Raw genomic sequence first — 24,352 nt, forward strand, 5'->3', positions numbered from 1 at the left:
TGTCATTTGTCCGGGCTGTCGATGGTCAGTGTTTGCTGCGCAGTGGTGCTGCTGGCCAGAGGCTGGCTGCGACCGATCCATTCGCCGGCAGTCGGTTTGCCGGCGCGGGAGATGCGCGCAACCAGTTGGACTTCAGGGAAGTTCGACAGTTTCAACTGCGGCATCATTGCGTCGGCATCGCCCAATTCAACGATTGCCGGCAGGTCGGCCACCGTCAGGCGTTTGGCCGCCAGCGGTGCCGGTGGCCCGGAGGTCGCGCGGGCGAAGATGAACACGCTGTCGCCCGGTTGAACCTTGGCTTTCAAGTCGGCCGCGAGATCGACGCGAACCTTGAGCAATGCGCCTTTGGTGACAGGCGCCTGGGCAACCTTGCCGCCGCTGGCTTCAAGTTTCTCGGTCGCCCGAGTGATGCCGCCTTGCAGCGCGGCGCGAGAATTGTCTTCCGGCGGCAGTTGCGCCAGCAGGCGATTCCAGTAATCGATGGCGTCCTGATAACGCTCGGTTTCAAAGGCAGCGATACCGAGCAAGCCAAGGCTGGTGACTTCTTTCGGATCGGCTTTCAGGGCTTCATCGGTCAGGGCCTGAACCTTGTCCGACCACTTCTTGCCGTCGGCGAAGTACTGGGCCTGCGCCCATTGACCCAACAGCTCCGGCTGACGACCGGCCAGGTTCACCGTGCGCTCGAAGATCTTCGCCGCTTCGCCAGGGCGGTCCTGAGCCATGTACGTGCGACCGAGGAAATACAGGCCTTCAGCCGAATCAGGTTGAGCCGCGACTGCACGCTCCAGGCGGCGGGTCATCTCTTCCATCGACTGCGGCGCCTGGGAGAATTCGCGGGTCAGTTCGACCTTGTCGCTCGCCCCGAAATGCAGATACAGGCCAAGACCCAGCACCGGCACCAGAATCGCCGCCAGCAAGGGCCACGGTTTGCCCAGGCGGGACACGCGCGGCGACTCGGCGCCTTCGGTATCGGCGAGCAATTCACGGGCGGCTTCGGCGCGACCGGTGTCCATTTGCGCGGCGTCGAGAACGCCCTCTTCCTGCTGAGTCTGCAACTCAGCCACGCGTTCCTGATACAGCGCGACGTTCAGGGCCGTACGATCCTCTTCAAGCTGGGCGCGACGACCACGCAGAACGGGAATCAGCAGAAAACTCAGGGCAACCAGAAGTAGCAGACCTGCAGCGAGCCAGAAATCAATCATTCTTGGTTTTATCCAACAGGTGGTCGAGGCGCTCACGCTCCTCGGCAGAGAGCTCATCCTTGGTGTCAGCGCGTTGCACGCGACGACGGCGGACGATCACGGCGATGATCACAAAACCGCCCAGCAGCAGGCCGGCCGGGCCGAACCAGAGCAAAGCAGTCTTGGCGTTCAGAGCGGGTTTGTAGCGGACGAAATCACCGTAGCGGTCGACCATGAAGTCAATGATCTGCTGATTGTCCTTGCCCTCGCCGAGCATGCGAAAAATCTCTTTGCGCAGGTCGGCGGCGATCGGTGCGTTGGAATCGGCAATGTCCTGATTCTGACACTTGGGGCAACGCAGCTCTTTGGTCAGCTCGCGAAAACGCTCGCGATCACCTTCTTTGGCGAACTCGTAGGTGTCGATGGCCGCGTGCGCCACGCCGGCCATGCTCAAACCCAATACCGCGGCGGCTATCCAGCGCTTCATGGCTTGGCCTCATCGACCAGCGCCTGATACTTGGCCGCCAGTTTTTCACGCCAGACCTGCTCATCGATCACGCCAACGAACTTGTCGCGGATGATGCCCTTGGCGTCGATGAAGAAGGTTTCCGGAGCGCCGTACACACCCAGGTTCAGACCCAATGTGCCTGCGTCGTCACGGATGTCCAACTGGTACGGATTGTGGAATTCCACCAGCCACTTCAAGGCGTCAGCGTTAACGTCCTTGTAGTTGATGCCGTAGATCACCACGCCCTTCTCGGCCAGTTTATTCAACACCGGGTGCTCGACCCGGCAAGAAATGCACCAGGTGCCCCAGACGTTGACCAGCGCAGGTTTACCCAGAATGTCGGCCTTGGTCAGGGTCTTGTCACCCTGCACGGCCGGCAGGGAAAACTCCGGGAATGGCTTGTTGATCATCGCCGAAGGCAACTCGGCCGGGTCCAGGTACAGGCCGCGGTAAAGGAAAACAGCCACTACCAGAAAAATCACCAGTGGCAACAGCATCAACCAACGTCTCATGCCGTGGCTCCCGTCATGCCCAGTGCTTCACGCACACGGCTTTTCACCTTGACCCGGTAACGGCGATCCAGCGCCGCCAGCAACCCGCCCAAACCGGTGAGCAGACCACCGAACCAGATCCAGCGCACGAACGGTTTGACGTGGACGCGAACGGCCCAGGCGCCATCGCCCAACGGTTCGCCGAGTGCGACGTAGAGGTCGCGGGTGAAACCGGCGTCGATCCCGGCTTCGGTCATCACCGAGTTCTGCACGGTGTAGAGGCGTTTTTCCGGGTGCAGCACGCTGACTTCCTTTCCCTCGCGGATCACCCGTACGGTGCCCTTATCGGACGTAAAGTTCGGACCTTCGACGTGCTTGGCGCCTTCGAACACGAAGTGGTAACCGGCCAGGTCCATGGATTCGCCCGGTGCCAGACGCAGGTCGCGCTCGGCACTGTTCTGGCTCGACAACACCACGCCGAGGGCACACACGGCGATGCCGAGGTGAGCGACCTGCATGCCCCAATAACTGCGGGTCAGGGTCGGCAGGCCTTTGATCAGGCCTTTGTGGCGAGTCTTGTCGAAGATGTCACGCACACCGGCCAGCAACACCCAGGCTGCGAGCATGAAGGTCGCGATCACCGCCCAGTTGAAATCGCCATAAGCAACACCGGCTACCACGGCCAGCGCGGCGCTGCCGAGCAACACCGGGGTCAGCATGCTCAACAGCCATTTGACCGGAGTGTCTTTCCAGCGCACCAGCATGCCGACTGCCATCACCATCATCAGCAAGGCCATCAACGGAATGAACAGTGCGTTGAAGTACGGCGGGCCGACCGACAACTTGGCGCCGGTCATTGCATCGAGAATCAGCGGATACAACGTGCCGAGCAGAATCATCGACGCCGCCACCACCAGCACCAGGTTGTTACCCAGTAGCAGGGTTTCCCGGGACCAGAGGTTGAAGCCGACGTGGCTTTTCACCACGGGAGCGCGCAGGGCAAACAGCGTCAGCGAACCACCGACCACGAACAGCAGGAAGATCAGGATGAACACGCCGCGTTCAGGGTCGGACGCAAAGGCGTGAACCGAGGTCAGCACGCCGGAACGTACGAGGAAGGTCCCCAGCAAGCTCAACGAGAAGGCAGCGATGGCCAGCAACACGGTCCAGCTCTTGAACACGCCACGTTTTTCCGTGACCGCCAAGGAGTGAATCAGCGCCGTACCCACCAGCCATGGCATGAAGGAGGCGTTTTCCACCGGGTCCCAGAACCACCAGCCGCCCCAGCCGAGTTCGTAGTACGCCCACCATGAACCGAGGGTGATACCGATACCGAGGAAGGCCCAGGCGACGATGGTCCACGGACGGGACCAGCGAGCCCACGCCGCATCAAGACGACCGCCCAGCAGTGCAGCGATGGCGAAAGCGAACGCCACGGAGAAACCGACATAGCCCATGTACAGCATCGGCGGGTGAACGATCAGGCCGATGTCTTGCAGCAAGGGATTGAGGTCACGACCGTCCGCAGGAATCTGCGGCAGGATGCGGGCGAACGGGTTAGACGTGAGGATCAGGAACAGCAGGAAACCCGTGCTGATCATGCCCATCACCGCCAGCACGCGAGCCAGCATCACTTGCGGCAATTGTCGGGAGAACACCGACACCGCGAAGGTCCAGCCGCCGAGGATCAGAGCCCAGAGCAGCAACGACCCTTCGTGAGCGCCCCACACCGCGCTGAACTTGTAGTACCACGGTAAGGCGCTGTTGGAGTTGCTGGCGACGTAGGCGACGGAGAAATCGTCGGCCATGAAGGCGTAAGTCAGGCAACCGAAGGAGAACAGCAGAAACGCGAATTGCCCCCAGGCGGCCGGTTGAGCAAGGCTCATCCACAAGCGGTCACCGCGCCAGGCACCGAACAACGGCACCACGGCCTGAACCAGCGCGAAACACAGCGCCAGGATCATGGCCAGGTGGCCGAGTTCAGGAATAAAGAGTCCGGACGTCATCGATCAACCCTCCTTCGCGGGCGTTGGAGCAGATTGACCACTGTCTTTCAAAGCCTTGGTCACTTCCGGCGGCATGTATTTCTCATCGTGCTTGGCCAGCACTTCGTCGGCCACCACCACGCCGTCGGCGTTGATTTTTCCCAGGGCGACGATGCCCTGCCCTTCACGGAACAGGTCCGGAAGAATGCCGCGATAAGTGATGGTCACGGATTTATTGAAGTCGGTGACGATGAATTTCACGTCCAGCGAATCGCCGGAACGTTGCAGCGAACCTTTCTCGACCATGCCGCCAGCGCGGATGCGCGTGTCTTGCGGGGCTTCGCCGTTGGCGATCTGGGTCGGGGTGTAAAACAGATTGATGTTTTGCTGCAGGGCGCTCAGGGCCAGGCCGACGGCAGCACCGACACCGACCAGGATCGCGAGAATGATGATAAGACGCTTTTTGCGCAGCGGATTCACTTGCCGTTCTCCCGGCGCAGACGACGCGCCTCTTGTTGCAGATACCGCTTGCGGGCCAGGATGGGCGCCGCCACGTTGAGGGCCAGCACCGCCAGGCAGATGCCATAGGCTGACCAGACATACAGGGCATGATGGCCCATGGCGAGAAAGTCGCCGAATGAAGCAAAACTCATCGAGCGGCCTCCAGACTGTTCTGCACTTCGGCCTTGACCCAACTGGCGCGGGCTTCGCGCTTGAGCACTTCAAGACGCATGCGCAGCAGCAACACCGCGCCGAAGAAACAGTAGAAACCCAGCACCGTCAGCAGCAGTGGCAGCCACATCTCGGCGGGCATCGCCGGTTTTTCAGTGAGGGTGAACGTTGCGCCCTGGTGCAGGGTGTTCCACCACTCCACCGAGTATTTGATGATCGGGATGTTGATCACGCCGACAATCGCCAATACCGCGCAGGCCTTGGCGGCACTGTCACGATTGCTGATCGCGTTGCCCAGCGCAATAAGACCGAAGTACAGAAACAACAGAATAAGCATGGACGTAAGTCGTGCATCCCAGACCCACCACGAGCCCCAGGTCGGTTTGCCCCAGATCGCGCCGGTGACCAGCGCCACGGCGGTCATCCAGGCACCGATGGGCGCCGCGCATTGCAGGGCGACGTCGGCCAGCTTCATCTTCCACACCAGCCCGACGATGCCACAGATCGCCAGCATCACGTAGATGGACTGGGCCAGCATGGCGGCCGGAACGTGGATATAAATGATGCGAAAGCTGTTGCCTTGCTGGTAGTCCGGCGGCGCGAAGGCCAGGCCCCATACTACGCCAACGCTGATCAGCAGCAACGCCGCGACACTCAGCCACGGCAGCAGTTTGCCGCTGATGCCGTAAAACCATTTGGGCGAGCCGAGCTTATGAAACCAAGTCCAGTTCATTACTGTTTCCATCACGGTTGCTCTTCGCTATGAGGAGCCCAGGGTCTTTACTGATCAAAAATTGACCAGACCTCATTATTCGCCGACGCTGATCTTCAGGCCAGCAGCTATTGCAAAAGGTGTCAGGGTTATCGCCAGGGCGGTCAGGCTACCAAGCCACAGGAGATAACCGGTCGCCGGCATTCCCTGCAATGCCGCCTGCAAGGCGCCACTGCCAAGAATCAATACCGGGATGTACAACGGCAGAATCAGCAGCGCCAGCAACAGGCCACCGCGCTTCAATCCCACCGTCAGGGCTGCGCCCACCGCACCGAGCAGGCTCAGCACCGGTGTACCCAGCAATAAAGAAAGCAGCAACACCGGCAGACAGGCGGTTGGCAAACCGAGCATCAATGCCAGTAATGGAGCGAGCAAAACCAGTGCCAGGCCAGAGAAGGACCAGTGTGCCAGTACCTTGGCCAAAACCAGAAGAGGCAGGGGGTGCGACGAAAGGACCCACTGTTCAAGCGATCCGTCTTCGAAATCACTGCGAAAAAGCCCGTCCAGCGAGAGCAAGACCGATAAAAGGGCCGCTACCCAGACCAGTCCCGGAGACAAGGTTTGCAACAATTGAGACTCGGGTCCGACCGCCAACGGGAACAGGGAAACGACGATCGCGAAGAATACGAGCGGATTGGCCAGTTCCGCAGGACGGCGGAACAACAATCGGGCTTCACGGGCGACCAACAGGCCGAAAACACTCATACGGCCCAATTCCCCAGATCAATGTCGCGATAGCCGGCCGGCATCCGGGTCAGCGTGTGGTGAGTGGTCAAGACCACCATGCCACCGCGCTCGCAGTGTGCGGCCAGGTGTTCTTCGAGTTGCGCCACGCCTTGTTTGTCGAGCGCGGTGAATGGCTCATCGAGGATCCATAGCGGCGGACTTTCCAGGTACAGCCGCGCTAACGCGACCCGGCGTTGCTGCCCGGCAGACAGCGTGTGGCAAGGAACATCCTCGAAACCGCGCAGTCCGACGGCCGTCAGCGCTTGCCAGATCGCCTCATGGGAGGCCGGTTGATGCAAGGCGCACAGCCAGCTCAGATTCTCTTCCGGCGTCAGCAAATCCTTGATCCCTGCGGCATGGCCGATCCACAGCAGGTTACGCGCCAGCTCAAAGCGTTGCTCGTTCAATGGCTGGCCGTTGAGCAGCACCTGACCGGCAGTCGGCTGCATCAAACCGCAAAGCAGACGTAAAAGGCTGGTCTTGCCACTGCCGTTGGGGCCGCTGATTTGCAACATTTCGCCACTGGCCAGTCTCAATTCGAGATTTTCGAAAAGCAGCCGAAGGTCTCGCTCACAGGCGAGGGCAACGGTTTGCAGGACAGGACTGGTCAAGAGATCACGGGCCTTTTGGGTTCAAGTCGGCAGTGGAGCGGCCGTTAAAGATATGCAGGATAAATGCATTGGCGGCCCGTTCTAAGGAGCTGGATCAAGTATTTGAAATGTTTTCAGCGCCCCGGATACAACGGGGCGGCATTATACATGCCATGCCCTACTCTAAAGAGGGCAATTTCCTCAGGTTGTGACCGCGTATGACAGGCGAAATGAACATCCTTCCGCTACCGCAAACCATGCCCGCGACTCCGCGACCGCTGCTGGTGAGTGGCGACCTGCTGAAATTACTGACGCCGATGGAGGGCCTGATCACTGCCGGTCAGAGCGCCAAGGCCGAAGTGCTGTCACTCAAGCAGGCGGATCAGACCTTTCAACTGTTGCTCAAGGTCACCCTCGACAGCGGCCGTCAGACCACGGTCCAGGCCACCAGCACCCAACCGTTGCCTCAGGGCACCAGCCTGGCGATCACCCAACCGTCGGCGGGTAATCTGGCCATCACCGTGCAACAGGCCATCGCCTCCAGCGTCGCCACCCTCACCCGTATCGACACCGCGCAACTGCCGGTCGGCACCCTGCTGCAAGGCAAAGTGCTGACCTCTCAGGTGTTGCCGCAGGTGCCGGGCCAGCCGACGGTGTTTCGCTCGATGGTGAGCTTGCTCAACACCGCGTTGAGCGGCAGCACCTTGAGCATCGACAGCCCGACGCCGCTGCGCATCGGCACTTTGCTGAGTGCGCTTGTGCAGGACACCCAGACGTTGAAGTTCGTGCCACTGAGCAGTCGCCAAGAGCAATTGGCGGTGACCCAACAGCTGGTCAGTCAACAGAGTCGCCAGGGTTCGTTGGATGGCCTGCTCAAGCTCCTGCAAAACCTGCCGTCCTCGAATCAGACGTCCAGCGATCTGCGTGCTGCCGTCGACAAGTTGCTCGCCGGCCTGCCCGATGTTCAACAACTCAGCACGCCAAAGGGGCTGGCCCAGGCACTGGCCAATAGCGGGCTGTTCCTTGAAGCCAAACTGCTCAGCGGTCAGAACCCGACGCTGGCCCCGGACATGAAAGGTGATCTGCTCAAGCTGATCGCACAACTGACCCCGGCCAACACCCATTTAAACGCAATCATTGCCGCCAATACCCTGGCCCAGGCCATGCCGAACTTCGTGCGCAGCGCCCTCGGCATGCTCGGCCAGGTCAGCGCCAAACCGCAGCCAACCAGTTTCCCGCTGCCCGAGCGCCTGCTCCAAAGCATGGACGGCGAAGGCGATCTCGAGCACTTGCTGCGTTTGGCCGCAGCGGCGGTTTCGCGCCTGCAAAGCCATCAACTGTCGAGCCTGGAACAGACCGGCGTTACTGACGACGGTCGGTTGATGAGCACCTGGCAGCTGGAAATCCCGATGCGCAATCTGCAGGACATCGTGCCGTTGCAGGTCAAGTTCCAGCGTGAAGAAGCGCCCGAGAAAGAACAGCAAAACGAACGCCGCGACGGGCGCGAACCCAAACAACAATTGTGGCGAGTGGACCTGGCGTTCGACATGGAGCCCTTAGGCCCGTTGCAGATTCAGGCACAACTGATCAAAGGCAGCCTGTCCAGTCAGCTGTGGGCCGAACGCCCGTACACCGCCAACCTCATCGAAAGTCATCTGGCCGAACTGCGCCAACGGCTGCTGGCGTCCGGCCTGAATGTCGGCGATCTCGATTGCCACCTTGGCACACCGCCACAAGGCCCTCAAACCCGTCTCGAACAACGCTGGGTCGACGAAACCGCATGAAAAACCCCAATACCCCGCGCCAGGCCATCGCCCTCAAGTACGACGGCAACCACGCCCCTACCCTCACGGCCAAAGGTGACGACGCACTGGCCGAAGCCATTCTGAAGATTGCCCGCGATTATGAAGTGCCCATCTACGAAAACGCCGAGCTGGTGAAACTGCTGGCGCGGATGGAATTGGGGGAGAGTATTCCGGAGGAGTTGTATCGCACGATTGCCGAGATCATTGCGTTTGCGTGGAATCTGAAGGGGAAGTTTCCCAAGGGGCAAGATCCAGATGCGGCGATGGTCGAGAAGGACATTACCGAGCGTGGGGATGACTATTGATTCTGTGTTGAATGCAAAAAGATCGCAGCCTCGTTTCACTCGACAGCTCCTACACGGGGTACGCCATCCCAATGTAGGAGCTGTCGAGTGAAACGAGGCTGCAATCTTTTGATCTGTCAGTTCTTGTGCAACTTACTCATCAACTCCGCCTCAGCCTGGGTCAAGCCGCAGGATTGAGTCAGTTCATCGACGCTCGCGCCCATGCCGACCAGTTTTGCCGCCTGGGCAAACGACAGGCTCGACGGATCGCGTTGTTCCAGCTGAGCCAGTTTGTCCGGTAACGGGCCCACCACCGCGCGCAGTTCGTGCAGGTCTTCACCCATGCGCACGTTGCCGCTCTGGTAGTCGTCAACGCGCTTGCCCAGGTCCTTGATGCGCTGATCGCGCAGCGCATCGCCCTGGGCCTGTTGCGCGGCGATCAGTCGTTGGCCTCGTATGTACGCCAGAAACATCGCCAGCGTGCCTGCCCAGAAGAGGAACAGGACAATGACCGCTACCTCAAGAATCAATCAGATGTTCTCCAGGTCCGACCATTCTTCTTCGCTCATCATCTTGTCCAGCTCGACCAGGATCAGCAGTTCGTTGTTCTTGTTGCACACGCCTTGAATGAACTTGGCGGATTCTTCGTTACCGACGTTCGGCGCGGTTTCGATTTCCGACTGACGCAGGTAAACCACTTCGGCCACGCTGTCGACCATGATCCCGACGACTTGCTTGTCGGCTTCGATGATGACGATACGGGTGTTGTCACTGATCTCGGCATTCATCAGGCCGAAGCGCTGACGGGTGTCAATCACGGTGACCACATTACCGCGCAGGTTGATGATGCCCAGCACGTAGCTCGGGGCACCCGGGACCGGGGCGATTTCGGTGTAACGCAGGACTTCCTGAACGCGCATCACGTTGATGCCGTAGGTTTCGTTGTCCAGTTTGAAGGTCACCCATTGCAGGATCGGATCTTCAGAACCTTTTGCATTCGTCGCTTGACTACTCATACCCTGACCCCTCGAAAAACCGCTTCTGGCGGTGTGTGTTCTGTTGGCGGCATTCAACAATGCCGTCGCATACTTGTTATGTCGGCAGCTATGTCGGTTTGTGTAGCGGCTTGCTGCCGCTCATGTGCTTTGCCCCACCGCTGGCGATCAACTCGGCCAGGGCGGAAACGTCCAGCAGCGCACACATGTGCTCAATCACCGTGCCGGCGAGCCATGGCCGCTGACCTCGATGACTTCTCCATTTGATTTCGTTCGGGTCCAGGCGCAACGAGCGGCTGACATGATGCACCGCCAGCCCCCATTCGTAGCCCTGAACCGAAATAACGTATTGCAGGCCCTGGCGGAAATCGTCGCGGTAGCGGTCGGGCATGACCCAACGCGCGGTGTCCAATACTTTCAGGTTGCCGGCCTGGCTCGGCAGGATCCCGAGGAACCATTCCGGCTGACCGAACAGCGGTGTCAGCTCGTGACCGGCCAGGGAATAAATCGAGCCCAGACACACCAGCGGCACGGCCAGGGTCAACCCGGCGACGTCGAACAACAGGCATTCGAACGGCTCGGCAGCCCAGGACGGGCGACCATCGGTTTCCATTGGTGGTGGAGTGTTGCTCGGTGGCAGGTGGACTTCGACCACCGGTGGTACCAAGGCCTGCAGCAGCGGGGCGATGGTCGAGACCGGTGCGAGAACCGGCGCTGGTGCTTCGATCACGGCTACCGATGCTTTCGCCACGGGCGCTGCTACCGGCGCGGCAACCACGGCGGGGTTCTGCGCATCGCGAGCCTGCTCTTCGAGCACCGCTGCCTGGAACTCGTCCAGCGCAGCTTCAACCTCGACCACCTCGGGCAGCGCTTCGATTTGCGGCGGCAACTCTTCGGTCGCCTCCATCAGCAAACTGTCCAGATAAGACTGGAGTGCCAGTTGCGGACGCGAGGTGATTTTTACCGGGCGGTTCATCTCACGCCACCTGCGGAACAAGTTGTGCTGCCAGCAGATGCTTGAGCAACGCGCGATAAGCCAGCACTCCACGGCTCTTGCCGTCGAACTGCGAAGGCGTCACGCCGGCACGGCTGGCGTCACGCAAGCGGGTATCGACTGGAATGTAGCCCTGCCAGATTTCTTCCGGGTATTTGTCGCGCAAAACCCGCAGCGTTCCGAGGGACGCCTGCGTGCGGCGGTCGAACAAAGTCGGCACGATACAGAAAGGCAGCGCCTGTTTACGCGAACGGTTGATCATCGCCAGGGTATTGACCATGCGCTCCAGGCCTTTGACCGCCAGGTGCTCGGTCTGCACCGGAATCACCAATTGCTGGCTCGCCGCCAAGGCATTGACCATCAGCACGCCGAGCAACGGCGGGCTGTCGATCACGGCGTAATCGAAGTCCTGCCAAAGTTGCGCCAGGCTCTTGGCAATCACCAGCCCCAAGCCACTCTGCCCCGGCGACTGGCGCTCGAGGGTCGCGAGTGCGGTGCTCGACGGCAACAGGGAAATACTCTCGTGGCTGGTGGGCAACAACAACTGACCGGGCAAGCCTTGCGGCACACTGCCCTTGTGCAGGAACAGGTCGTAGCTGCTGTGTTCCAGGCTGTCGGGGTCGTAACCGAAGTAGCTGGTCATGGAGCCGTGCGGGTCGAGATCGACCACGACCACGCGCTTGCCCGCCTCGGCCAGTAAACCGGCTAAAGCGATAGAGGAAGTGGTTTTACCGACACCACCCTTTTGATTGGCGACTGCCCAGACTCTCATTCGGATTGTTCCTCCCGGTCGAAATGGTCGACCGAGGAAAAGCTCAACGTATTAATGCGGGTGACGGAGAATTGACGGCACTCTCTCGTCCCGGCGACTTTACCGGGGTCGGTGCAGTTTGTGTGCCAGCACGCTTCAACGCGGCATCCGGTTTCGCATTGGCGGTTCCGGTACCCGTGAGGCTGCGGCGTACATCCAGATTTCGTGACACCACCAACACCACGCGACGGTTACGCGCCCGCCCTTCGGCAGTCGCGTTGTTGGCCACTGGCTGGAACTCGCCGTAACCCACCGACGCCAAGCGACCGGGGTTCACACCCTGCATCGCCAGCATGCGCACGATGCTCGCCGAACGTGCCGAGGACAGCTCCCAGTTGGTCGGGTACTGCGCGGTGCGAATCGGCTGATCGTCAGTGAAGCCTTCGACGTGAATCGGGTTGTCGAACGGCTTCAGGATCCCTGCAACCTTGTCGATGATGTTGAACGCGATATCGCTGGGCATGGCGTCGCCGCTGCCGAACAACAGGCTGGAATTGAGTTCGATCTCGACCCACAGCTCGTTGCCGCGAATGGTCATCTGGTTGGAGCTGATCAAGTCGCCGAACGCGGCGCTGATGTCGTCGGCGATGCTTTTGAGCGGATCGCTGACACCTGCGATACCGGCGTCAACCTGCTCGGCGTCTTTAACCAGCGGCTTGGCCGGGGTCACGGTCTTCGGTCGCTCGTCGCCGATCGGGATCGGCTTGAGGGCGCGGTCGGAGTCGGTAAAGACCCCGATCAACGCTTCGGAAATAACCTTGTACTTGCCTTCGTTGATCGAAGAGATCGAGTACATCACCACGAAGAAAGCGAACAGCAACGTAATGAAGTCGGCGTACGAAACCAGCCAACGTTCATGGTTTACATGTTCTTCAGGTTGCCGACGACGAGCCATAGTCCATTACCCCCATCAATCCATGAAGCCCTGAAGCTTCAGCTCAATAGAGCGAGGGTTTTCACCTTCGGCGATCGACAGAATGCCTTCCAACAACATTTCGCGATAACGCGACTGCCGCAAAGCGACGGACTTGAGTTTGGCGGCAATCGGCAGCAGCACCAGGTTGGCACTGGCCACGCCGTAGATGGTCGCGACAAAGGCCACGGCTATGCCGCTACCCAGTTGCGATGGATCGGCCAGGTTGCCCATCACGTGAATGAGGCCCATCACCGCACCGATGATGCCGATGGTCGGCGCGTAGCCGCCCATGCTTTCGAAGACTTTGGCGGCTTCGATGTCGCGGCTTTCCTGGGTGTAGAAATCCACTTCCAGAATGCTGCGAATCGCTTCCGGTTCGGCGCCGTCCACCAGCAGTTGCAGGCCTTTACGCGAGTAGTTGTCAGGTTCGGCGTCAGCCACCCCTTCCAGACCGAGCAAGCCTTCCTTGCGTGCGGTCAGGCTCCAGTTGACGACGCGATCGACGCCACCGGCGAGGTCGATGCGTGGAGGGAACAGGATCCAGGCCAGAATCTGCATGGCACGCTTGAAAGCGCTCATCGGTGCTTGCAACAGCGCCGCACCGATGGTCCCACCGAGTACGATCAACGCCGCCGGGCCGTTGGCCAGAGCGCCGAGGTGACCGCCTTCAAGGTAGTTGCCGCCAATGATGGCGACAAACGCCATGATGATCCCGATGAGGCTTAAAACATCCATCAGATACAAGCCTCGACCAGATGCCTGCCAATATCGTCCAGGCCGTACACCGCGTCGGCGAGTTCGGCTTTGACGATGGCCATCGGCATGCCGTAGATCACGCAGCTGGCTTCATCCTGAGCCCAGATCGAGCTGCCGCCCTGCTTGAGCAGACGCGCGCCTTCGCGACCATCGGCGCCCATGCCGGTCAAAACGACCGCCAGAACTTTGTCACCGTAAGACTTGGCCGCGGAACCGAAGGTGATGTCCACGCACGGCTTGTAGTTCAGACGTTCGTCACCCGGGAGGATCTTCACCGCGCCACGGCCGTCGATCATCATTTGCTTGCCACCCGGCGCCAGCAACGCCAGGCCCGGACGCAGGATGTCGCCATCCTCGGCTTCCTTGACGCTGATGCGGCAGAGCTTGTCCAGTCGTTCGGCGAAGGCCTTGGTGAAGGCGGCCGGCATGTGCTGGATCAATACGATGGGTGCAGGGAAGTTGGCCGGCAATTGGGTCAGAACCCGCTGCAGGGCAACCGGGCCGCCGGTGGACGTACCGATGGCGACCAGTTTGTAGGCTTTGCGTTTCGGCGCGGGCGACGACGAGGCCGGGGTGTGGGTACGCGCCGGAATCGGCGCCGGTGCCAGACGCGCAGGCGCGCTGCTGCCGTAGCTGCTGACGCTCGAAGGTGCAGGCGTCGGGGCGGGTGCGGCGACAGGTGCCGGAGCGCTGTAGGTATTGGCGCGACGGTTACTGCGCGAGATGCTGAGAATCTTCTCGCACAGCAGTTGCTTGACCTTCTCCGGGTTGCGGGAGATGTCTTCGAAATTCTTCGGCAGGAAATCCACCGCGCCAGCGTCCAGCGCGTCGAGGGTTACCCGAGCGCCTTCGTGGGTCAGCGAGGAGAACATCAACACCGGGGTCGGACAGCGCTGCATGATGTGCCGCACCGCCGTGATGCCATCCATCATCGGCATCTCGTAGTCCATGGTGATCACATCTGGCTTGAGGGCCAGCGCCTGATCAATCGCCTCTTTTCCGTTGGTCGCCGTGCCGACGACCTGGATATTCGGATCCGCTGAAAGAATTTCCGAGACGCGGCGGCGGAAAAACCCCGAATCGTCCACCACCAGGACTTTAACTGCCATAAACACTCCGTTAGACGGAGCGAGGCTCAGTCGCCCCGCCCCACCAGAATCAAATACGCCGTGCGGCGTAACGCTTGAGCATGCTCGGAACATCGAGAATCAGCGCAATGCGGCCGTCACCGGTGATGGTGGCGCCGGACATGCCCGGGGTTCCCTGAAGCATTTTGCCCAATGGCTTGATGACCACTTCTTCCTGGCCCACCAGTTGATCGACGACGAAGCCGATCCGCTGAGTGCCCACCGAAAGGATCACCACATGGCCTTCGCGCTGCTCTTCGTGAGCGGCGGAGCTGACCAGCCAGCGTTTGAGGTAGAACAATGGCAGCGCCTTGTCCCGCACGATCACCACTTCCTGGCCGTCCACCACGTTGGTGCGCGACAGGTCGAGGTGGAATATCTCGTTGACGTTCACCAGCGGGAACGCAAACGCCTGGTTGCCCAGCATGACCATCAGCGTCGGCATGATCGCCAGGGTCAACGGGACCTTGATGACGATCTTCGAGCCCTTGCCCTTGGTCGAATAGATATTGATGGTGCCGTTGAGCTGGGCGATTTTGGTTTTCACCACGTCCATGCCCACGCCGCGTCCGGAGACATCGGAAATTTCGGTCTTGGTCGAGAAACCCGGCGCGAAGATCAGGTTGAAGCAATCGGATTCGCTGAGGCGATCGGCTGCATCCTTGTCCATCAAGCCTTTCTTGACCGCGATACCGCGCAAAACATCGGCGTCCATGCCCTTGCCGTCATCGGAGATCGACAGAAGGATGTGGTCGCCTTCCTGTTCAGCGGACAGGATCACCTTGCCGCTGCGAGGCTTGCCCATCGCTTCACGCTCGGCCGGTTCTTCAATACCGTGGTCGACCGAGTTGCGCACCAAGTGGACCAGCGGGTCGGCCAGGGCCTCGACGAGGTTCTTGTCGAGGTCGGTTTCTTCGCCGACCAGTTCCAGGTTGATCTCTTTCTTGAGCTGGCGAGCCAGGTCGCGAACCAGTCGCGGGAAGCGCCCGAAAACCTTCTTGATCGGTTGCATCCGGGTCTTCATGACCGCGGTTTGCAGGTCGGCCGTGACCACGTCGAGGTTCGACACGGCCTTGGACATGGCTTCGTCGCCGCTGTTGAGGCCCAGACGGACCAAGCGGTTACGCACCAGTACCAACTCGCCGACCATGTTCATGATTTCGTCGAGACGCGCGGTATCGACCCGCACGGTAGTCTCGGCTTCGCTGGCCGGTTTTTCCGGTGGCGGCGCGGCCGGGGCACGCGCCGGAGCCGGGGCAGCAGCGGCAGGCTTCGGCGCTTCGGCTTTAGGCTCGGGCGCTTTGGCAATGGGTTTCGGTGCAACAGCCTTGGCAATTGGCGCCACAACCGAAGCGCTGGCGCCCGACGCGGTACCGACTTCAGTGAACTTGCCTTTGCCGTGCAATTCGTCGAGCAGTGATTCGAACTCGTGATCGGAGATCAGATCGCCGCCAGCCGCTTTAGCGGTTGGCGCAGCCGGGGCCGGGACCGCAGCAATGGCCGACTCCAGCGCATCAACGGCAAAGTTGCCCTTGCCGTGCAACTGATCGAGCAGTGCTTCGAACTCGTCGTCGGTGATATCGGAGCTGTCGCCTGGCGCTTTCGGGGCAGCCGGTGCGGCTGGCGCAGGGGCTACCGCATCGACGGCGAACTGGCCTTTACCGTGCAGTTGATCGAGCAACGACTCGAACTCGGCATCGGTGATTTCGTCGCTGCCCGCCGCATTGCTGCTCGGCGCTGGCACAGCTGCCGGGGCTTCTGCCTGAGCCTTGACGGCGTTCAGCGAGTCCAGCAGTTGTTCGAATTCGTTATCGGTGATGTCACCCGATTCGCTTTCGGCGGCAGGTTCTTCCACCACTTCGGCGACCGGTGCCGTTTCATCGGCGGTTTGCGGCTCGGCCAGACGCGCCAGCGCTGCCAGCAATTCAGGCGTGGCAGCCGTGATCGGGCTGCGCTCGCGGACTTCGGTAAACATGCCGTTCACCGCATCCAGCGCTTCGAGAACCACGTCCATCAGTTCCGAGTCGACGCGACGTTCACCCTTGCGCAGAATGTCGAACACGTTCTCGGCGATGTGACAGCACTCCACCAGCTCGTTGAGCTGGAGGAAGCCGGCGCCTCCTTTTACAGTGTGAAAACCGCGAAAAATTGCATTGAGCAAGTCCGCATCATCGGGTCGGCTTTCAAGCTCGACCAGCTGTTCGGACAGTTGCTCTAGAATCTCGCCGGCCTCAACCAGGAAATCCTGAAGGATCTCTTCATCGGCGCCGAAGCTCATTAAGGGGGTGCTCCTAAAGGTCTAAAAACCTAAAAACCTAAAATCCAAGACTGGATAGCAAATCGTCCACATCGTCCTGACCGGACACAACGTCTTCTCTTTTATCGGCATGAATCTGCGGACCTTCACCCTGAGAGAGATGTTTTTGCGGATCTTTTTCTGCCAGCATCGCTTCACGGTCATGTTCGATACCCGCAAAGCGGTCCACCTGACTGGCCATAAGCACGAGCTTGAGCAGGTTGCTTTCAACTTCGGTGACCAATTGGGTCACACGCTTGATCACCTGACCGGTGAGGTCCTGGTAATCCTGAGCGAGCAGAATGTCGTTGAGGTTGCTCGACACAACGCGATTGTCTTCGCTGCTGCGTGTCAGGAAACCGTCGACTCGCCGGGCCAGCTCACGGAACTCTTCAGCCCCGACTTCGCGACGCATGAACCGTCCCCAGTCGGTGCTCAAGGCTTGGGCCTCGTTGCTCAGACCGTTGACCAGTGGCGTGGCGTTTTCCACCAGGTCCATGGTGCGGTTGGCAGCGGCCTCGGTCAGCTTGACCACATACCCCAGACGCTCGGTGGCATCTGTGATCTGCGAGACTTCCTCGGCTTGCGGCATGTGCGGGTCAATCTGGAAATTGACGATCGCGCTATGCAGCTCGCGAGTGAGCTTGCCCACTTCCTGATACAGGCCACGGTCACGGGTCTGATTGAGCTCATGGATCAGTTGCACAGCGTCGCCGAACCTGCCTTTTTCAAGGCTTTCGACCAGTTCGACCGCGTGTTTTTTCAGAGTCGATTCGAAATCGCCCTGTGAAGACTCGTTATGCTCCATAGCTCCCCCGTGGCGCAGTGGCTTCGCACATCAACCGATGCGTTCGAAAATCTTCTCGATTTTTTCTTTTAACGCCTGGGCCGTGAAGGGCTTGACCACATAGCCGTTAACACCGGCCTGGGCTGCCTCGATGATCTGCTCGCGCTTGGCTTCAGCGGTCACCATCAGCACCGGCAGGTGCTTGAGCTTTTCATCGGCACGCACGTGGCGCAGCAGGTCGATACCGGTCATGCCAGGCATGTTCCAGTCTGTTACCAGAAAGTCGATGCTGCCGCTGTTGAGAACCGGAATGGCAGTAGTGCCATCGTCGGCCTCGACCGTGTTGGTGAACCCAAGGTCACGCAACAGGTTTTTAATGATCCGCCGCATCGTTGAGAAGTCATCAACGATGAGGATTTTCATGTTCTTGTCCAATTCGACCTCCAAGCAGTCTTAAACGCGCCCAGCACCTGGACGCGCCATTTCAATCAATCCGGCAAAGCACTCAATGACTGTCTGGAGCACAACAGATCGGGACCGGTAAGGTTCAACACCCCACCCGCCGCGTTCGCAGTGTCCCCACACTGCCTTCAGCGCGCTCGCCACTCCCCCAAACGCCCCCGCAAACGGGCCGCGCACTGGCTGTGTAACTGGCTGACCCGAGATTCGCTGACCCCCAGGACCTCACCGATTTCCTTGAGATTCAACTCTTCGTCGTAGTACAGCGCCAACACCAGTCGCTCACGCTCCGGCAAATTGGCAATCGCGTCCGCCAGCGCCGCCTGGAAGCGTTCATCTTCCAGATCGCGTGACGGCTCGAGATGAGCACTCGCGCCATCCTCGTGCAGCCCTTCGTGTTCGCCGTCCTGCAACAGATCGTCGAAACTGAATAAGCGGCTGCCCAGGGTGTCGTTCAAAATCCCGTAATAATCGTCGAGACTCAATTGGAGTTCGGCCGCAACCTCGTGATCTTTAGCGTCACGGCCGGTTTTAGCTTCAATAGAGCGAATGGCGTCGCTGACCATGCGGGTATTGCGGTGGACCGAACGCGGCGCCCAGTCCCCCTTGCGTACTTCGTCGAGCATCGCGCCACGGATTCGAATGCCCGCGTACGTCTCGAAACTCGCGCCTTTGCTGGCGTCGTATTTGGTCGACACTTCAAGCAGGCCGATCATCCCGGCCTGGATCAGGTCTTCGACCTGGACACTGGCCGGCAGACGCGCCAGCAAGTGGTAGGCAATGCGTTTAACCAGTGGCGCGTAACGCTCGATCAGCTCGTACTGCGCGTCACGTGCCGACTTCTTGTAGAGGTTGTAGCCACTGGCTGTCATAGGACGGGTCCTGCCGTTTGTTGCACGAGGCGCTCGACGAAAAACTCCAGGTGCCCACGCGGGTTGGCAGGTAGCGGCCAGGTATCGACCTTCTGTGCAATGGCCTTGAACGCCAGTGAGCACTTGGAACGCGGGAAGGCTTCATAGACGGCGCGCTGCTTCTGCACGGCCTTGCGCACGCTTTCGTCGTAAGGCACCGCGCCGACGTATTGCAAGGCGACGTCAAGGAAGCGATCCGTGACCTTGGTCAACTTGGCGAACAGGTTGCGCCCTTCCTGCGGGCTCTGGGCCATGTTGGCCAGGACGCGGAAGCGGTTCATGCCGTAATCGCGGTTAAGCAGTTTGATCAGTGCGTAGGCGTCGGTGATCGAGGTCGGTTCGTCGCAGACCACCAGCAAGACTTCTTGCGCTGCGCGGACGAAACTGACGACCGAGTCACCAATGCCCGCCGCGGTGTCGATCACCAGCACGTCGAGGTTGTCGCCGATATCGCTGAACGCCTGGATCAGGCCGGCGTGTTGGGCCGGGCTCAAATGAACCATGCTCTGTGTGCCGGACGCGGCCGGGACGATGCGAATGCCGCCGGGGCCCTGCAACAGTACGTCGCGCAGCTCGCAGCGGCCTTCGATCACGTCGGCCAAAGTACGTTTGGGTGTCAGCCCCAGCAGAACGTCGACGTTCGCCAGCCCCAGATCGGCGTCCAGCAGCATCACGCGCCGGCCGAGCTCAGCTAGAGCCAGGGACAAGTTCACTGACACGTTAGTCTTCCCGACGCCACCTTTGCCGCCGGTCACCGCGATCACCTGTACGGGATGCATGCTGCCCATGAATTTTCTTTACCTTGTCTTACTTAGACGGAGGCCACATTACTGGCTGCGCGTTCACTAACTGAACAATGCATGGCAGACCATCGATGTAGGTACAAAAACTGTTCATTAATACCTCAGCCGACCTGCTTGGTCGGGCTGTGGTAAATATCAGCGAACATATCAGCCATGGCTTCTTCGCTGGGTTCTTCTTGCATTTGCACGCTGACCGCTCGGCTGACCAACTGATGACGACGCGGTAGATGCAAATCATCTGGAATGCGCGGGCCATCGGTCAGGTAGGCCACCGGCAATTCATGACTGATGGCCAGGCTCAACACCTCGCCCAGACTTGCCGTTTCATCCAGTTTAGTCAGGATGCAGCCAGCGAGCCCACAACGCTTGTAACTGTGATAAGCGGCCGTTAGAACCTGTTTCTGGCTGGTGGTTGCCAGGACCAGGTAATTTTTCGATTTGATGCCACGACCGGCCAGGCTTTCGAGCTGCATGCGCAGTGCCGGATCGCTGGCCTGAAGGCCCGCGGTATCGATCAGCACCACGCGCTTGCGCAGCAAGGGCTCCAACGCCTGTACCAGCGATTGGCCCGGATCGACATGCGTCACCGACACATTGAGGATCCGGCCCAACGTCTTGAGTTGTTCCTGAGCACCAATACGGTAGCTGTCCATGCTCACCAGCGCGATATTTTGCGCACCGTACTTGAGCACGTAACGGGCCGCGAGTTTGGCCAGGGTGGTGGTCTTGCCCATGCCGGCGGGGCCGACCATGGCAATCACGCCGCCCTCTTCCAGAGGCTCGATTTCCGGTGTGGCGATCATCCGCGCCAGGTGTGCCAGCAACATGCGCCAGGCCTGACGAGGTTCTTCAATATCGGTAATCAGCGCCAGCAAATCGCGCGACAGCGGGCCGGACAGGCCGATACGTTGCAGGCGACGCCAAAGGTTGGCTTGGGCCGGACGGCTGCCTTGCAGCTGATTCCAGGCCAGGGAGCCGAGTTGCACTTCCATCAGTTCGCGCAGGCTGTTGAGTTCGAAACGCATCGAGTCGAACGCCCGTGGGTCGACGCCACCGGTGGCATGTGCCGCAGCCGGTGCAGGACGACGGGGTTCGGTGTAGGTCGGCTCGATCAGCGGCTCGGCGGCGGTCAGTGGCAGGCCGGCGAACAATTGGCGATTGGTGGACTTATCGCTCTCGCCATCGCTGCGCAGGCTCAGTTCGGCCTGGGCGGTGACGATGCGCGATTGGGTCTTGCGCAGCTCGTCTTCGAGTTCCATGTTCGGAACGCGCGGAGCCAGCGCCGACAACTTGTAATCCAGGGCAGCCGTCAGCTCGACACCACCGGCGATCCGGCGGTTGCCAATGATGGCGGCATCAGCGCCCAGCTCATCACGAACCAGTTTCATGGCCTGACGCATATCGGCGGCGAAAAAACGCTTAACTTGCATAAACCACTACCTCAGCCGTTGGGCCCTACTGTCGCAACGATGGTCACTTGCTTGTTGTCAGGAATTTCCTGGTAAGCCAACACATGCAAACCCGGGACTGCCAATCGGCCGAATCGCGACAGCATCGCGCGAACCGGACCGGCTACCAGCAGAATCACCGGTTGACCTTGCATTTCCTGACGCTGCGCGGCATCGATCAACGAGCGCTGCAATTTTTCAGCCATGCTTGGCTCCAGCAGAACGCCCTCTTCCGAGCCTTGTCCTGCCTTCTGAAGACTATTGAGCAATATTTGTTCCAACCTTGGCTCCAGGGTGATCACTGGTAGCTCGGAGTCAGTGCCTACAATGCTTTGGACGATTGCGCGGGATACGCCGACACGCACCGCGGCCACCAGCGCGGCAGTATCTTGACTCTTGCTGGCATTGTTGGCGATGGCTTCGGCAATGCTGCGAATGTCCCGTACTGGCACCTGCTCGGCCAGCAAAGCCTGAAGCACTTTGAGCAGTTGCGACAGCGAGACCACACCCGGCACCAGCTCTTCGGCCAATTTTGGCGAGCTTTTGGCCAACAATTGCATGAGTTGCTGCACTTCTTCGTGACCGATCAGCTCGCTGGAGTGCTTGTACAAAATCTGGTTCAAGTGGGTTGCCACTACCGTACTGGCATCGACCACGGTGTAACCGAGAGACTGAGCCTGGGCACGCTGGCTGACTTCGATCCAGACCGCCTCCAGACCGAAAGCCGGATCTTTGGCGGTAATGCCGTTGAGCGTACCGTAGACCTGCCCCGGGTTGATCGCCAGTTCGCGGTCCGGGTAAATTTCCGCCTCCGCAAGGATCACCCCCATCAGGGTCAGGCGGTAGGCACTTGGCGCCAGGTCGAGGTTGTCACGGATATGCACAGTCGGCATCAGGAAGCCCAGATCCTGGGACAGCTTCTTGCGCACGCCCTTGATCCGAGCGAGCAACTGACCGCCCTGGTTGCGATCCACCAGCGGAATCAGGCGATAGCCGACTTCCAGGCCAATCATGTCGATCGGAGTGACGTCATCCCAGCCAAGCTCCTTGGTTTCCTGAGCGCGGGCTGGCGATGGCAACAGCTCCTGCTGACGCTTGACCTCTTGCAAGGCCTGAACTTTGACCACGTTCTGCTTCTTCCAGAACAGGTACGCGCCGCCGGCCGCCAAGGCTGCCATGCTGAGAAAGGAGAAATGCGGCATGCCGGGCACCAGGCCCATCACTGCCATCAACCCCGCCGCCACGGCCAACGCTTTGGGCGAGGCGAACATCTGGCGATTGATCTGCTTGCCCATGTCTTCCGAACCGGAAGCACGGGTCACCATGATCGCTGCCGCTGTAGATAAAAGCAGTGATGGCAATTGCGCCACCAAACCGTCACCGATGGTCAACAGGGCGTAAACCTTGCCGGCGTCGCCGAAGGTCATGCCGTGCTGGAAGATACCGACCGCCATGCCGCCGATCAGGTTGATGAACAGAATCAGCAGGCCGGCAATGGCGTCACCGCGAACGAACTTGCTGGCACCGTCCATGGAACCGTAGAACTCGGCCTCTTGCGCGACTTCCATCCGGCGCAGTTTGGCCTGGTTCTGATCGATCAGGCCGGCGTTCAAGTCGGCGTCGATGGCCATTTGTTTACCGGGCATCGCATCGAGGGTGAAGCGTGCGCTCACCTCGGAAATCCGCCCGGCGCCCTTGGTCACCACGACGAAGTTGATGATCATCAAAATCGCGAACACAACGATACCGACCACGTAGTTACCGCCGATCACCACTTCGCCGAAGGCCTGGATCACCTTACCGGCGGCGGCATGACCGTCCTGGCCGTGGAGCATTACCACCCGCGTGGAGGCCACGTTCAGCGCCAGTCGCAGCAACGTCGCCACCAGCAGAATGGTCGGGAACACCGCGAAATCCAGCGGCCGCAACGCGTAGACGCACACCAGCAGCACGACAATCGACAACGCGATGTTGAACGTGAAGAACACGTCCAGCAGGAACGGCGGCACGGGCAACATCATCATCGCCAGCATGACCAGCAGCAACAACGGCACACCCAGATTGCCCCGACTTAAGTCGGCAACGTTTGTGCGAGCACTGTTGAGTAACTGAGAGCGATCCACCGGTTTTCCCCGTTCCTTTAAAGCAAACTTTTGACGCCTGAAGCAGGCGCAGGGCGGCTACTGCAAGAAGCCTTCCAACTTTTGCAGAGGCGGGGAATAGAGGGATTTATTGAGCTTTTGTAGCAACTGCCGAGCCTGCGAGGCTGCGTTCGAGGACGAAGCCCTCGCATAGGCTACACATGCAGTGGACCAAAAATAGGGATTAACCCGCTGTCAGGATCCGGTCTTTGCGGATCTCCCCAAACTCAAGCTTCTTCCCGACCATGTAGAGCGTCCCTCGAAGCATCGGATGACCTTCCACCTCTACACGATCTTCCTCTGCATAGCCGACTACCACTTTTGATACTGGCGCCGTTCTTTCGTGAGTAGCCAGTTCCCGCTCGTAAAGGTGGAGCGCCCATTGAAAGCTAATGACTGGCAGATCACTTATTTGAATCTGACGCTTATCTTCCCAGCGAAAGTCCGTCCGAGCGGTGACCTGCAATTGCCCATCGACAATGTCGAACACGGGTTTGCCATAACGCTTTTCGAGCCCACCAGAAGACCATTGATCCATGTAATAGGAGGAAGGAGTAAAAACATTGAACAACGCCTCGTTGCGGTCGATCTTGCCCGCAGCGTCGAAGAAGTAGTTGTAGGCATAGTGATAGGCCAGTCCGTCGAGCTCAGGCCGGACGGCGTTGATCGGCTGCTCCAGATATCCCGGAATGTACTGGTTGGCCATTTGCACAAAGTGTGTGAAATCCAGGCTCATCCTAAAAGTAACGATGTAATCGATCGCTGATTCTTTTGGATTGTCTTCCAATACCCCGGAGACAAACTTCAGTTCCATGCCTTGCAGTTTTCTATAAATACGCCTTGTCATCACACTATCCCCTCAGAGTACTGACGCAAACACCAATCCTGGCGCTC

Annotated in this window: 26 protein-coding genes; 2 read left to right on the forward strand and 24 right to left on the reverse strand. The window is 59.8% G+C overall.

The features are described from left to right. Positions 1-2: 2 nt before the first annotated feature. The 9 genes from ccmI to ccmA form a co-directional block, all read right to left on the reverse strand. Positions 3-1,202: a c-type cytochrome biogenesis protein CcmI gene (ccmI, locus tag FQ187_RS08665; RefSeq protein ID WP_149629141.1), complete on the reverse strand. Its 1,200-nt coding sequence runs from the start codon at positions 1,200-1,202 to the stop codon at positions 3-5. Beyond that, entirely contained in the window at positions 1,195-1,668 is a 474-nt protein-coding gene (locus tag FQ187_RS08670; protein ID WP_129442231.1) for a cytochrome c-type biogenesis protein, read from the reverse strand. Before FQ187_RS08670 ends, ccmI begins: the two co-directional genes overlap by 8 nt. Further along, the gene (locus FQ187_RS08675; RefSeq protein WP_123364573.1) at positions 1,665-2,201 is read right to left on the reverse strand and encodes a DsbE family thiol:disulfide interchange protein; all 537 of its coding nucleotides are present in this window, start codon (positions 2,199-2,201) and stop codon (positions 1,665-1,667) included. The genes FQ187_RS08670 and FQ187_RS08675 overlap by 4 nt, the downstream gene beginning before the upstream one ends. Further along, positions 2,198-4,186: a heme lyase CcmF/NrfE family subunit gene (locus FQ187_RS08680; RefSeq protein ID WP_149629142.1), complete on the reverse strand. Its 1,989-nt coding sequence runs from the start codon at positions 4,184-4,186 to the stop codon at positions 2,198-2,200. Before FQ187_RS08680 ends, FQ187_RS08675 begins: the two co-directional genes overlap by 4 nt. Before the next feature lie 3 nt (positions 4,187-4,189). Beyond that, positions 4,190-4,645: a cytochrome c maturation protein CcmE gene (ccmE, locus tag FQ187_RS08685; RefSeq protein ID WP_149629143.1), complete on the reverse strand. Its 456-nt coding sequence runs from the start codon at positions 4,643-4,645 to the stop codon at positions 4,190-4,192. Then, positions 4,642-4,818: a heme exporter protein CcmD gene (gene ccmD, locus FQ187_RS08690; protein ID WP_008145547.1), complete on the reverse strand. Its 177-nt coding sequence runs from the start codon at positions 4,816-4,818 to the stop codon at positions 4,642-4,644. The genes ccmE and ccmD overlap by 4 nt, the downstream gene beginning before the upstream one ends. Then, the gene (locus FQ187_RS08695; RefSeq protein WP_046054301.1) at positions 4,815-5,570 is read right to left on the reverse strand and encodes a heme ABC transporter permease; all 756 of its coding nucleotides are present in this window, start codon (positions 5,568-5,570) and stop codon (positions 4,815-4,817) included. Before FQ187_RS08695 ends, ccmD begins: the two co-directional genes overlap by 4 nt. A gap of 75 nt (positions 5,571-5,645) precedes the next feature. Then, positions 5,646-6,314 (reverse strand): heme exporter protein CcmB, encoded by a 669-nt coding sequence (gene ccmB / locus FQ187_RS08700; protein WP_008155797.1) that lies wholly within the window; start codon positions 6,312-6,314, stop codon positions 5,646-5,648. After that, positions 6,311-6,946, reverse strand: coding sequence for a cytochrome c biogenesis heme-transporting ATPase CcmA (gene ccmA / locus FQ187_RS08705; protein WP_007894233.1), 636 nt, complete (start codon positions 6,944-6,946; stop codon positions 6,311-6,313). Before ccmA ends, ccmB begins: the two co-directional genes overlap by 4 nt. Positions 6,947-7,143: 197 nt before the next feature. On the opposite strand from ccmA, the gene FQ187_RS08710 reads away from it, so the two are divergent. Together FQ187_RS08710 and FQ187_RS08715 are read left to right on the forward strand one after the other, a co-directional pair. Further along, positions 7,144-8,709, forward strand: a complete 1,566-nt coding sequence (locus tag FQ187_RS08710; RefSeq protein WP_149629144.1) for a flagellar hook-length control protein FliK — start codon at positions 7,144-7,146, stop codon at positions 8,707-8,709. Further along, positions 8,706-9,035 (forward strand): EscU/YscU/HrcU family type III secretion system export apparatus switch protein, encoded by a 330-nt coding sequence (locus tag FQ187_RS08715; RefSeq protein WP_149629145.1) that lies wholly within the window; start codon positions 8,706-8,708, stop codon positions 9,033-9,035. Before FQ187_RS08710 ends, FQ187_RS08715 begins: the two co-directional genes overlap by 4 nt. Before the next feature lie 116 nt (positions 9,036-9,151). Here FQ187_RS08715 and FQ187_RS08720 read toward each other — a convergent pair whose 3' ends face one another. The 15 genes from FQ187_RS08720 to FQ187_RS08790 form a co-directional block, all read right to left on the reverse strand. Continuing rightward, a complete protein-coding gene (locus FQ187_RS08720; RefSeq protein WP_134422236.1) occupies positions 9,152-9,544 on the reverse strand; it encodes a DUF2802 domain-containing protein in 393 nt (130 codons plus the stop codon). After that, entirely contained in the window at positions 9,545-10,030 is a 486-nt protein-coding gene (locus tag FQ187_RS08725; RefSeq protein ID WP_010456928.1) for a chemotaxis protein CheW, read from the reverse strand. A gap of 88 nt (positions 10,031-10,118) precedes the next feature. Continuing rightward, entirely contained in the window at positions 10,119-10,985 is an 867-nt protein-coding gene (locus tag FQ187_RS08730) for a CheW domain-containing protein (protein WP_149629146.1), read from the reverse strand. Position 10,986: 1 nt separating this feature from the next. Then, on the reverse strand, positions 10,987-11,775 hold the full coding sequence (locus FQ187_RS08735; protein WP_129442213.1) for a ParA family protein: 789 nt from the start codon (positions 11,773-11,775) through the stop codon (positions 10,987-10,989). 43 nt (positions 11,776-11,818) lie between these two features. Beyond that, positions 11,819-12,709, reverse strand: a complete 891-nt coding sequence (gene motD / locus FQ187_RS08740; RefSeq protein ID WP_149629147.1) for a flagellar motor protein MotD — start codon at positions 12,707-12,709, stop codon at positions 11,819-11,821. Between the two features lie 15 nt (positions 12,710-12,724). After that, the gene (locus FQ187_RS08745) at positions 12,725-13,465 is read right to left on the reverse strand and encodes a flagellar motor protein (RefSeq protein ID WP_008155813.1); all 741 of its coding nucleotides are present in this window, start codon (positions 13,463-13,465) and stop codon (positions 12,725-12,727) included. Continuing rightward, positions 13,465-14,595, reverse strand: coding sequence for a chemotaxis response regulator protein-glutamate methylesterase (locus FQ187_RS08750; RefSeq protein WP_149629148.1), 1,131 nt, complete (start codon positions 14,593-14,595; stop codon positions 13,465-13,467). Before FQ187_RS08750 ends, FQ187_RS08745 begins: the two co-directional genes overlap by 1 nt. A 49-nt stretch (positions 14,596-14,644) precedes the next feature. Continuing rightward, entirely contained in the window at positions 14,645-16,891 is a 2,247-nt protein-coding gene (locus tag FQ187_RS08755) for a chemotaxis protein CheA (protein ID WP_149629149.1), read from the reverse strand. Positions 16,892-16,928: 37 nt separating this feature from the next. Then, on the reverse strand, positions 16,929-17,717 hold the full coding sequence (locus tag FQ187_RS08760) for a protein phosphatase CheZ (protein WP_046046370.1): 789 nt from the start codon (positions 17,715-17,717) through the stop codon (positions 16,929-16,931). Positions 17,718-17,747: 30 nt separating this feature from the next. Further along, the gene (locus FQ187_RS08765; RefSeq protein ID WP_003183998.1) at positions 17,748-18,119 is read right to left on the reverse strand and encodes a chemotaxis response regulator CheY; all 372 of its coding nucleotides are present in this window, start codon (positions 18,117-18,119) and stop codon (positions 17,748-17,750) included. Positions 18,120-18,286: 167 nt separating this feature from the next. After that, on the reverse strand, positions 18,287-19,027 hold the full coding sequence (fliA, locus tag FQ187_RS08770; RefSeq protein ID WP_007894214.1) for an RNA polymerase sigma factor FliA: 741 nt from the start codon (positions 19,025-19,027) through the stop codon (positions 18,287-18,289). Further along, positions 19,024-19,854: a flagellar synthesis regulator FleN gene (gene fleN / locus FQ187_RS08775; protein WP_008001746.1), complete on the reverse strand. Its 831-nt coding sequence runs from the start codon at positions 19,852-19,854 to the stop codon at positions 19,024-19,026. The genes fliA and fleN overlap by 4 nt, the downstream gene beginning before the upstream one ends. Before the next feature lie 116 nt (positions 19,855-19,970). Continuing rightward, positions 19,971-21,299 carry a flagellar biosynthesis protein FlhF gene (gene flhF, locus FQ187_RS08780; protein ID WP_149629150.1) on the reverse strand — a complete coding sequence of 443 codons (1,329 nt, stop codon included), beginning with the start codon at positions 21,297-21,299 and terminating at the stop codon, positions 19,971-19,973. A gap of 11 nt (positions 21,300-21,310) precedes the next feature. Continuing rightward, positions 21,311-23,440 carry a flagellar biosynthesis protein FlhA gene (gene flhA, locus FQ187_RS08785; RefSeq protein ID WP_149629151.1) on the reverse strand — a complete coding sequence of 710 codons (2,130 nt, stop codon included), beginning with the start codon at positions 23,438-23,440 and terminating at the stop codon, positions 21,311-21,313. A gap of 202 nt (positions 23,441-23,642) precedes the next feature. Further along, positions 23,643-24,272, reverse strand: a complete 630-nt coding sequence (locus FQ187_RS08790) for a hypothetical protein (RefSeq protein WP_256667284.1) — start codon at positions 24,270-24,272, stop codon at positions 23,643-23,645. Positions 24,273-24,352 lie beyond the last annotated feature (80 nt).

This window comes from Pseudomonas sp. ANT_J28, assembly GCF_008370005.1.
In the GTDB taxonomy this organism is placed as follows: domain Bacteria; phylum Pseudomonadota; class Gammaproteobacteria; order Pseudomonadales; family Pseudomonadaceae; genus Aquipseudomonas; species Aquipseudomonas frigoris.

Bases quoted from the DNA above. Each gene is read 5' to 3' on its own strand.
- flhF (WP_149629150.1), bottom strand. From the start codon at position 21,299: ATGCAAGTTAAGCGTTTTTTCGCCGCCGATATGCGTCAGGCCATGAAA.
- FQ187_RS08760 (WP_046046370.1), bottom strand. From the start codon at position 17,717: ATGGAGCATAACGAGTCTTCACAGGGCGATTTCGAATCGACTCTGAAA.
- FQ187_RS08715 (WP_149629145.1), top strand. From the start codon at position 8,706: ATGAAAAACCCCAATACCCCGCGCCAGGCCATCGCCCTCAAGTACGAC.
- FQ187_RS08710 (WP_149629144.1), top strand. From the start codon at position 7,144: ATGACAGGCGAAATGAACATCCTTCCGCTACCGCAAACCATGCCCGCG.
- FQ187_RS08745 (WP_008155813.1), bottom strand. From the start codon at position 13,465: ATGGATGTTTTAAGCCTCATCGGGATCATCATGGCGTTTGTCGCCATC.
- fliA (WP_007894214.1), bottom strand. From the start codon at position 19,027: ATGACAGCCAGTGGCTACAACCTCTACAAGAAGTCGGCACGTGACGCG.
- motD (WP_149629147.1), bottom strand. From the start codon at position 12,709: ATGGCTCGTCGTCGGCAACCTGAAGAACATGTAAACCATGAACGTTGG.
- FQ187_RS08790 (WP_256667284.1), bottom strand. From the start codon at position 24,272: ATGGAACTGAAGTTTGTCTCCGGGGTATTGGAAGACAATCCAAAAGAA.
- FQ187_RS08670 (WP_129442231.1), bottom strand. From the start codon at position 1,668: ATGAAGCGCTGGATAGCCGCCGCGGTATTGGGTTTGAGCATGGCCGGC.
- FQ187_RS08765 (WP_003183998.1), bottom strand. From the start codon at position 18,119: ATGAAAATCCTCATCGTTGATGACTTCTCAACGATGCGGCGGATCATT.
- ccmD (WP_008145547.1), bottom strand. From the start codon at position 4,818: ATGAGTTTTGCTTCATTCGGCGACTTTCTCGCCATGGGCCATCATGCC.
- FQ187_RS08680 (WP_149629142.1), bottom strand. From the start codon at position 4,186: ATGACGTCCGGACTCTTTATTCCTGAACTCGGCCACCTGGCCATGATC.
- FQ187_RS08750 (WP_149629148.1), bottom strand. From the start codon at position 14,595: ATGGCAGTTAAAGTCCTGGTGGTGGACGATTCGGGGTTTTTCCGCCGC.
- FQ187_RS08725 (WP_010456928.1), bottom strand. From the start codon at position 10,030: ATGAGTAGTCAAGCGACGAATGCAAAAGGTTCTGAAGATCCGATCCTG.
- FQ187_RS08755 (WP_149629149.1), bottom strand. From the start codon at position 16,891: ATGAGCTTCGGCGCCGATGAAGAGATCCTTCAGGATTTCCTGGTTGAG.
- fleN (WP_008001746.1), bottom strand. From the start codon at position 19,854: ATGGGCAGCATGCATCCCGTACAGGTGATCGCGGTGACCGGCGGCAAA.
- FQ187_RS08695 (WP_046054301.1), bottom strand. From the start codon at position 5,570: ATGAACTGGACTTGGTTTCATAAGCTCGGCTCGCCCAAATGGTTTTAC.
- ccmI (WP_149629141.1), bottom strand. From the start codon at position 1,202: ATGATTGATTTCTGGCTCGCTGCAGGTCTGCTACTTCTGGTTGCCCTG.
- FQ187_RS08730 (WP_149629146.1), bottom strand. From the start codon at position 10,985: ATGAACCGCCCGGTAAAAATCACCTCGCGTCCGCAACTGGCACTCCAG.
- FQ187_RS08735 (WP_129442213.1), bottom strand. From the start codon at position 11,775: ATGAGAGTCTGGGCAGTCGCCAATCAAAAGGGTGGTGTCGGTAAAACC.
- ccmB (WP_008155797.1), bottom strand. From the start codon at position 6,314: ATGAGTGTTTTCGGCCTGTTGGTCGCCCGTGAAGCCCGATTGTTGTTC.
- FQ187_RS08675 (WP_123364573.1), bottom strand. From the start codon at position 2,201: ATGAGACGTTGGTTGATGCTGTTGCCACTGGTGATTTTTCTGGTAGTG.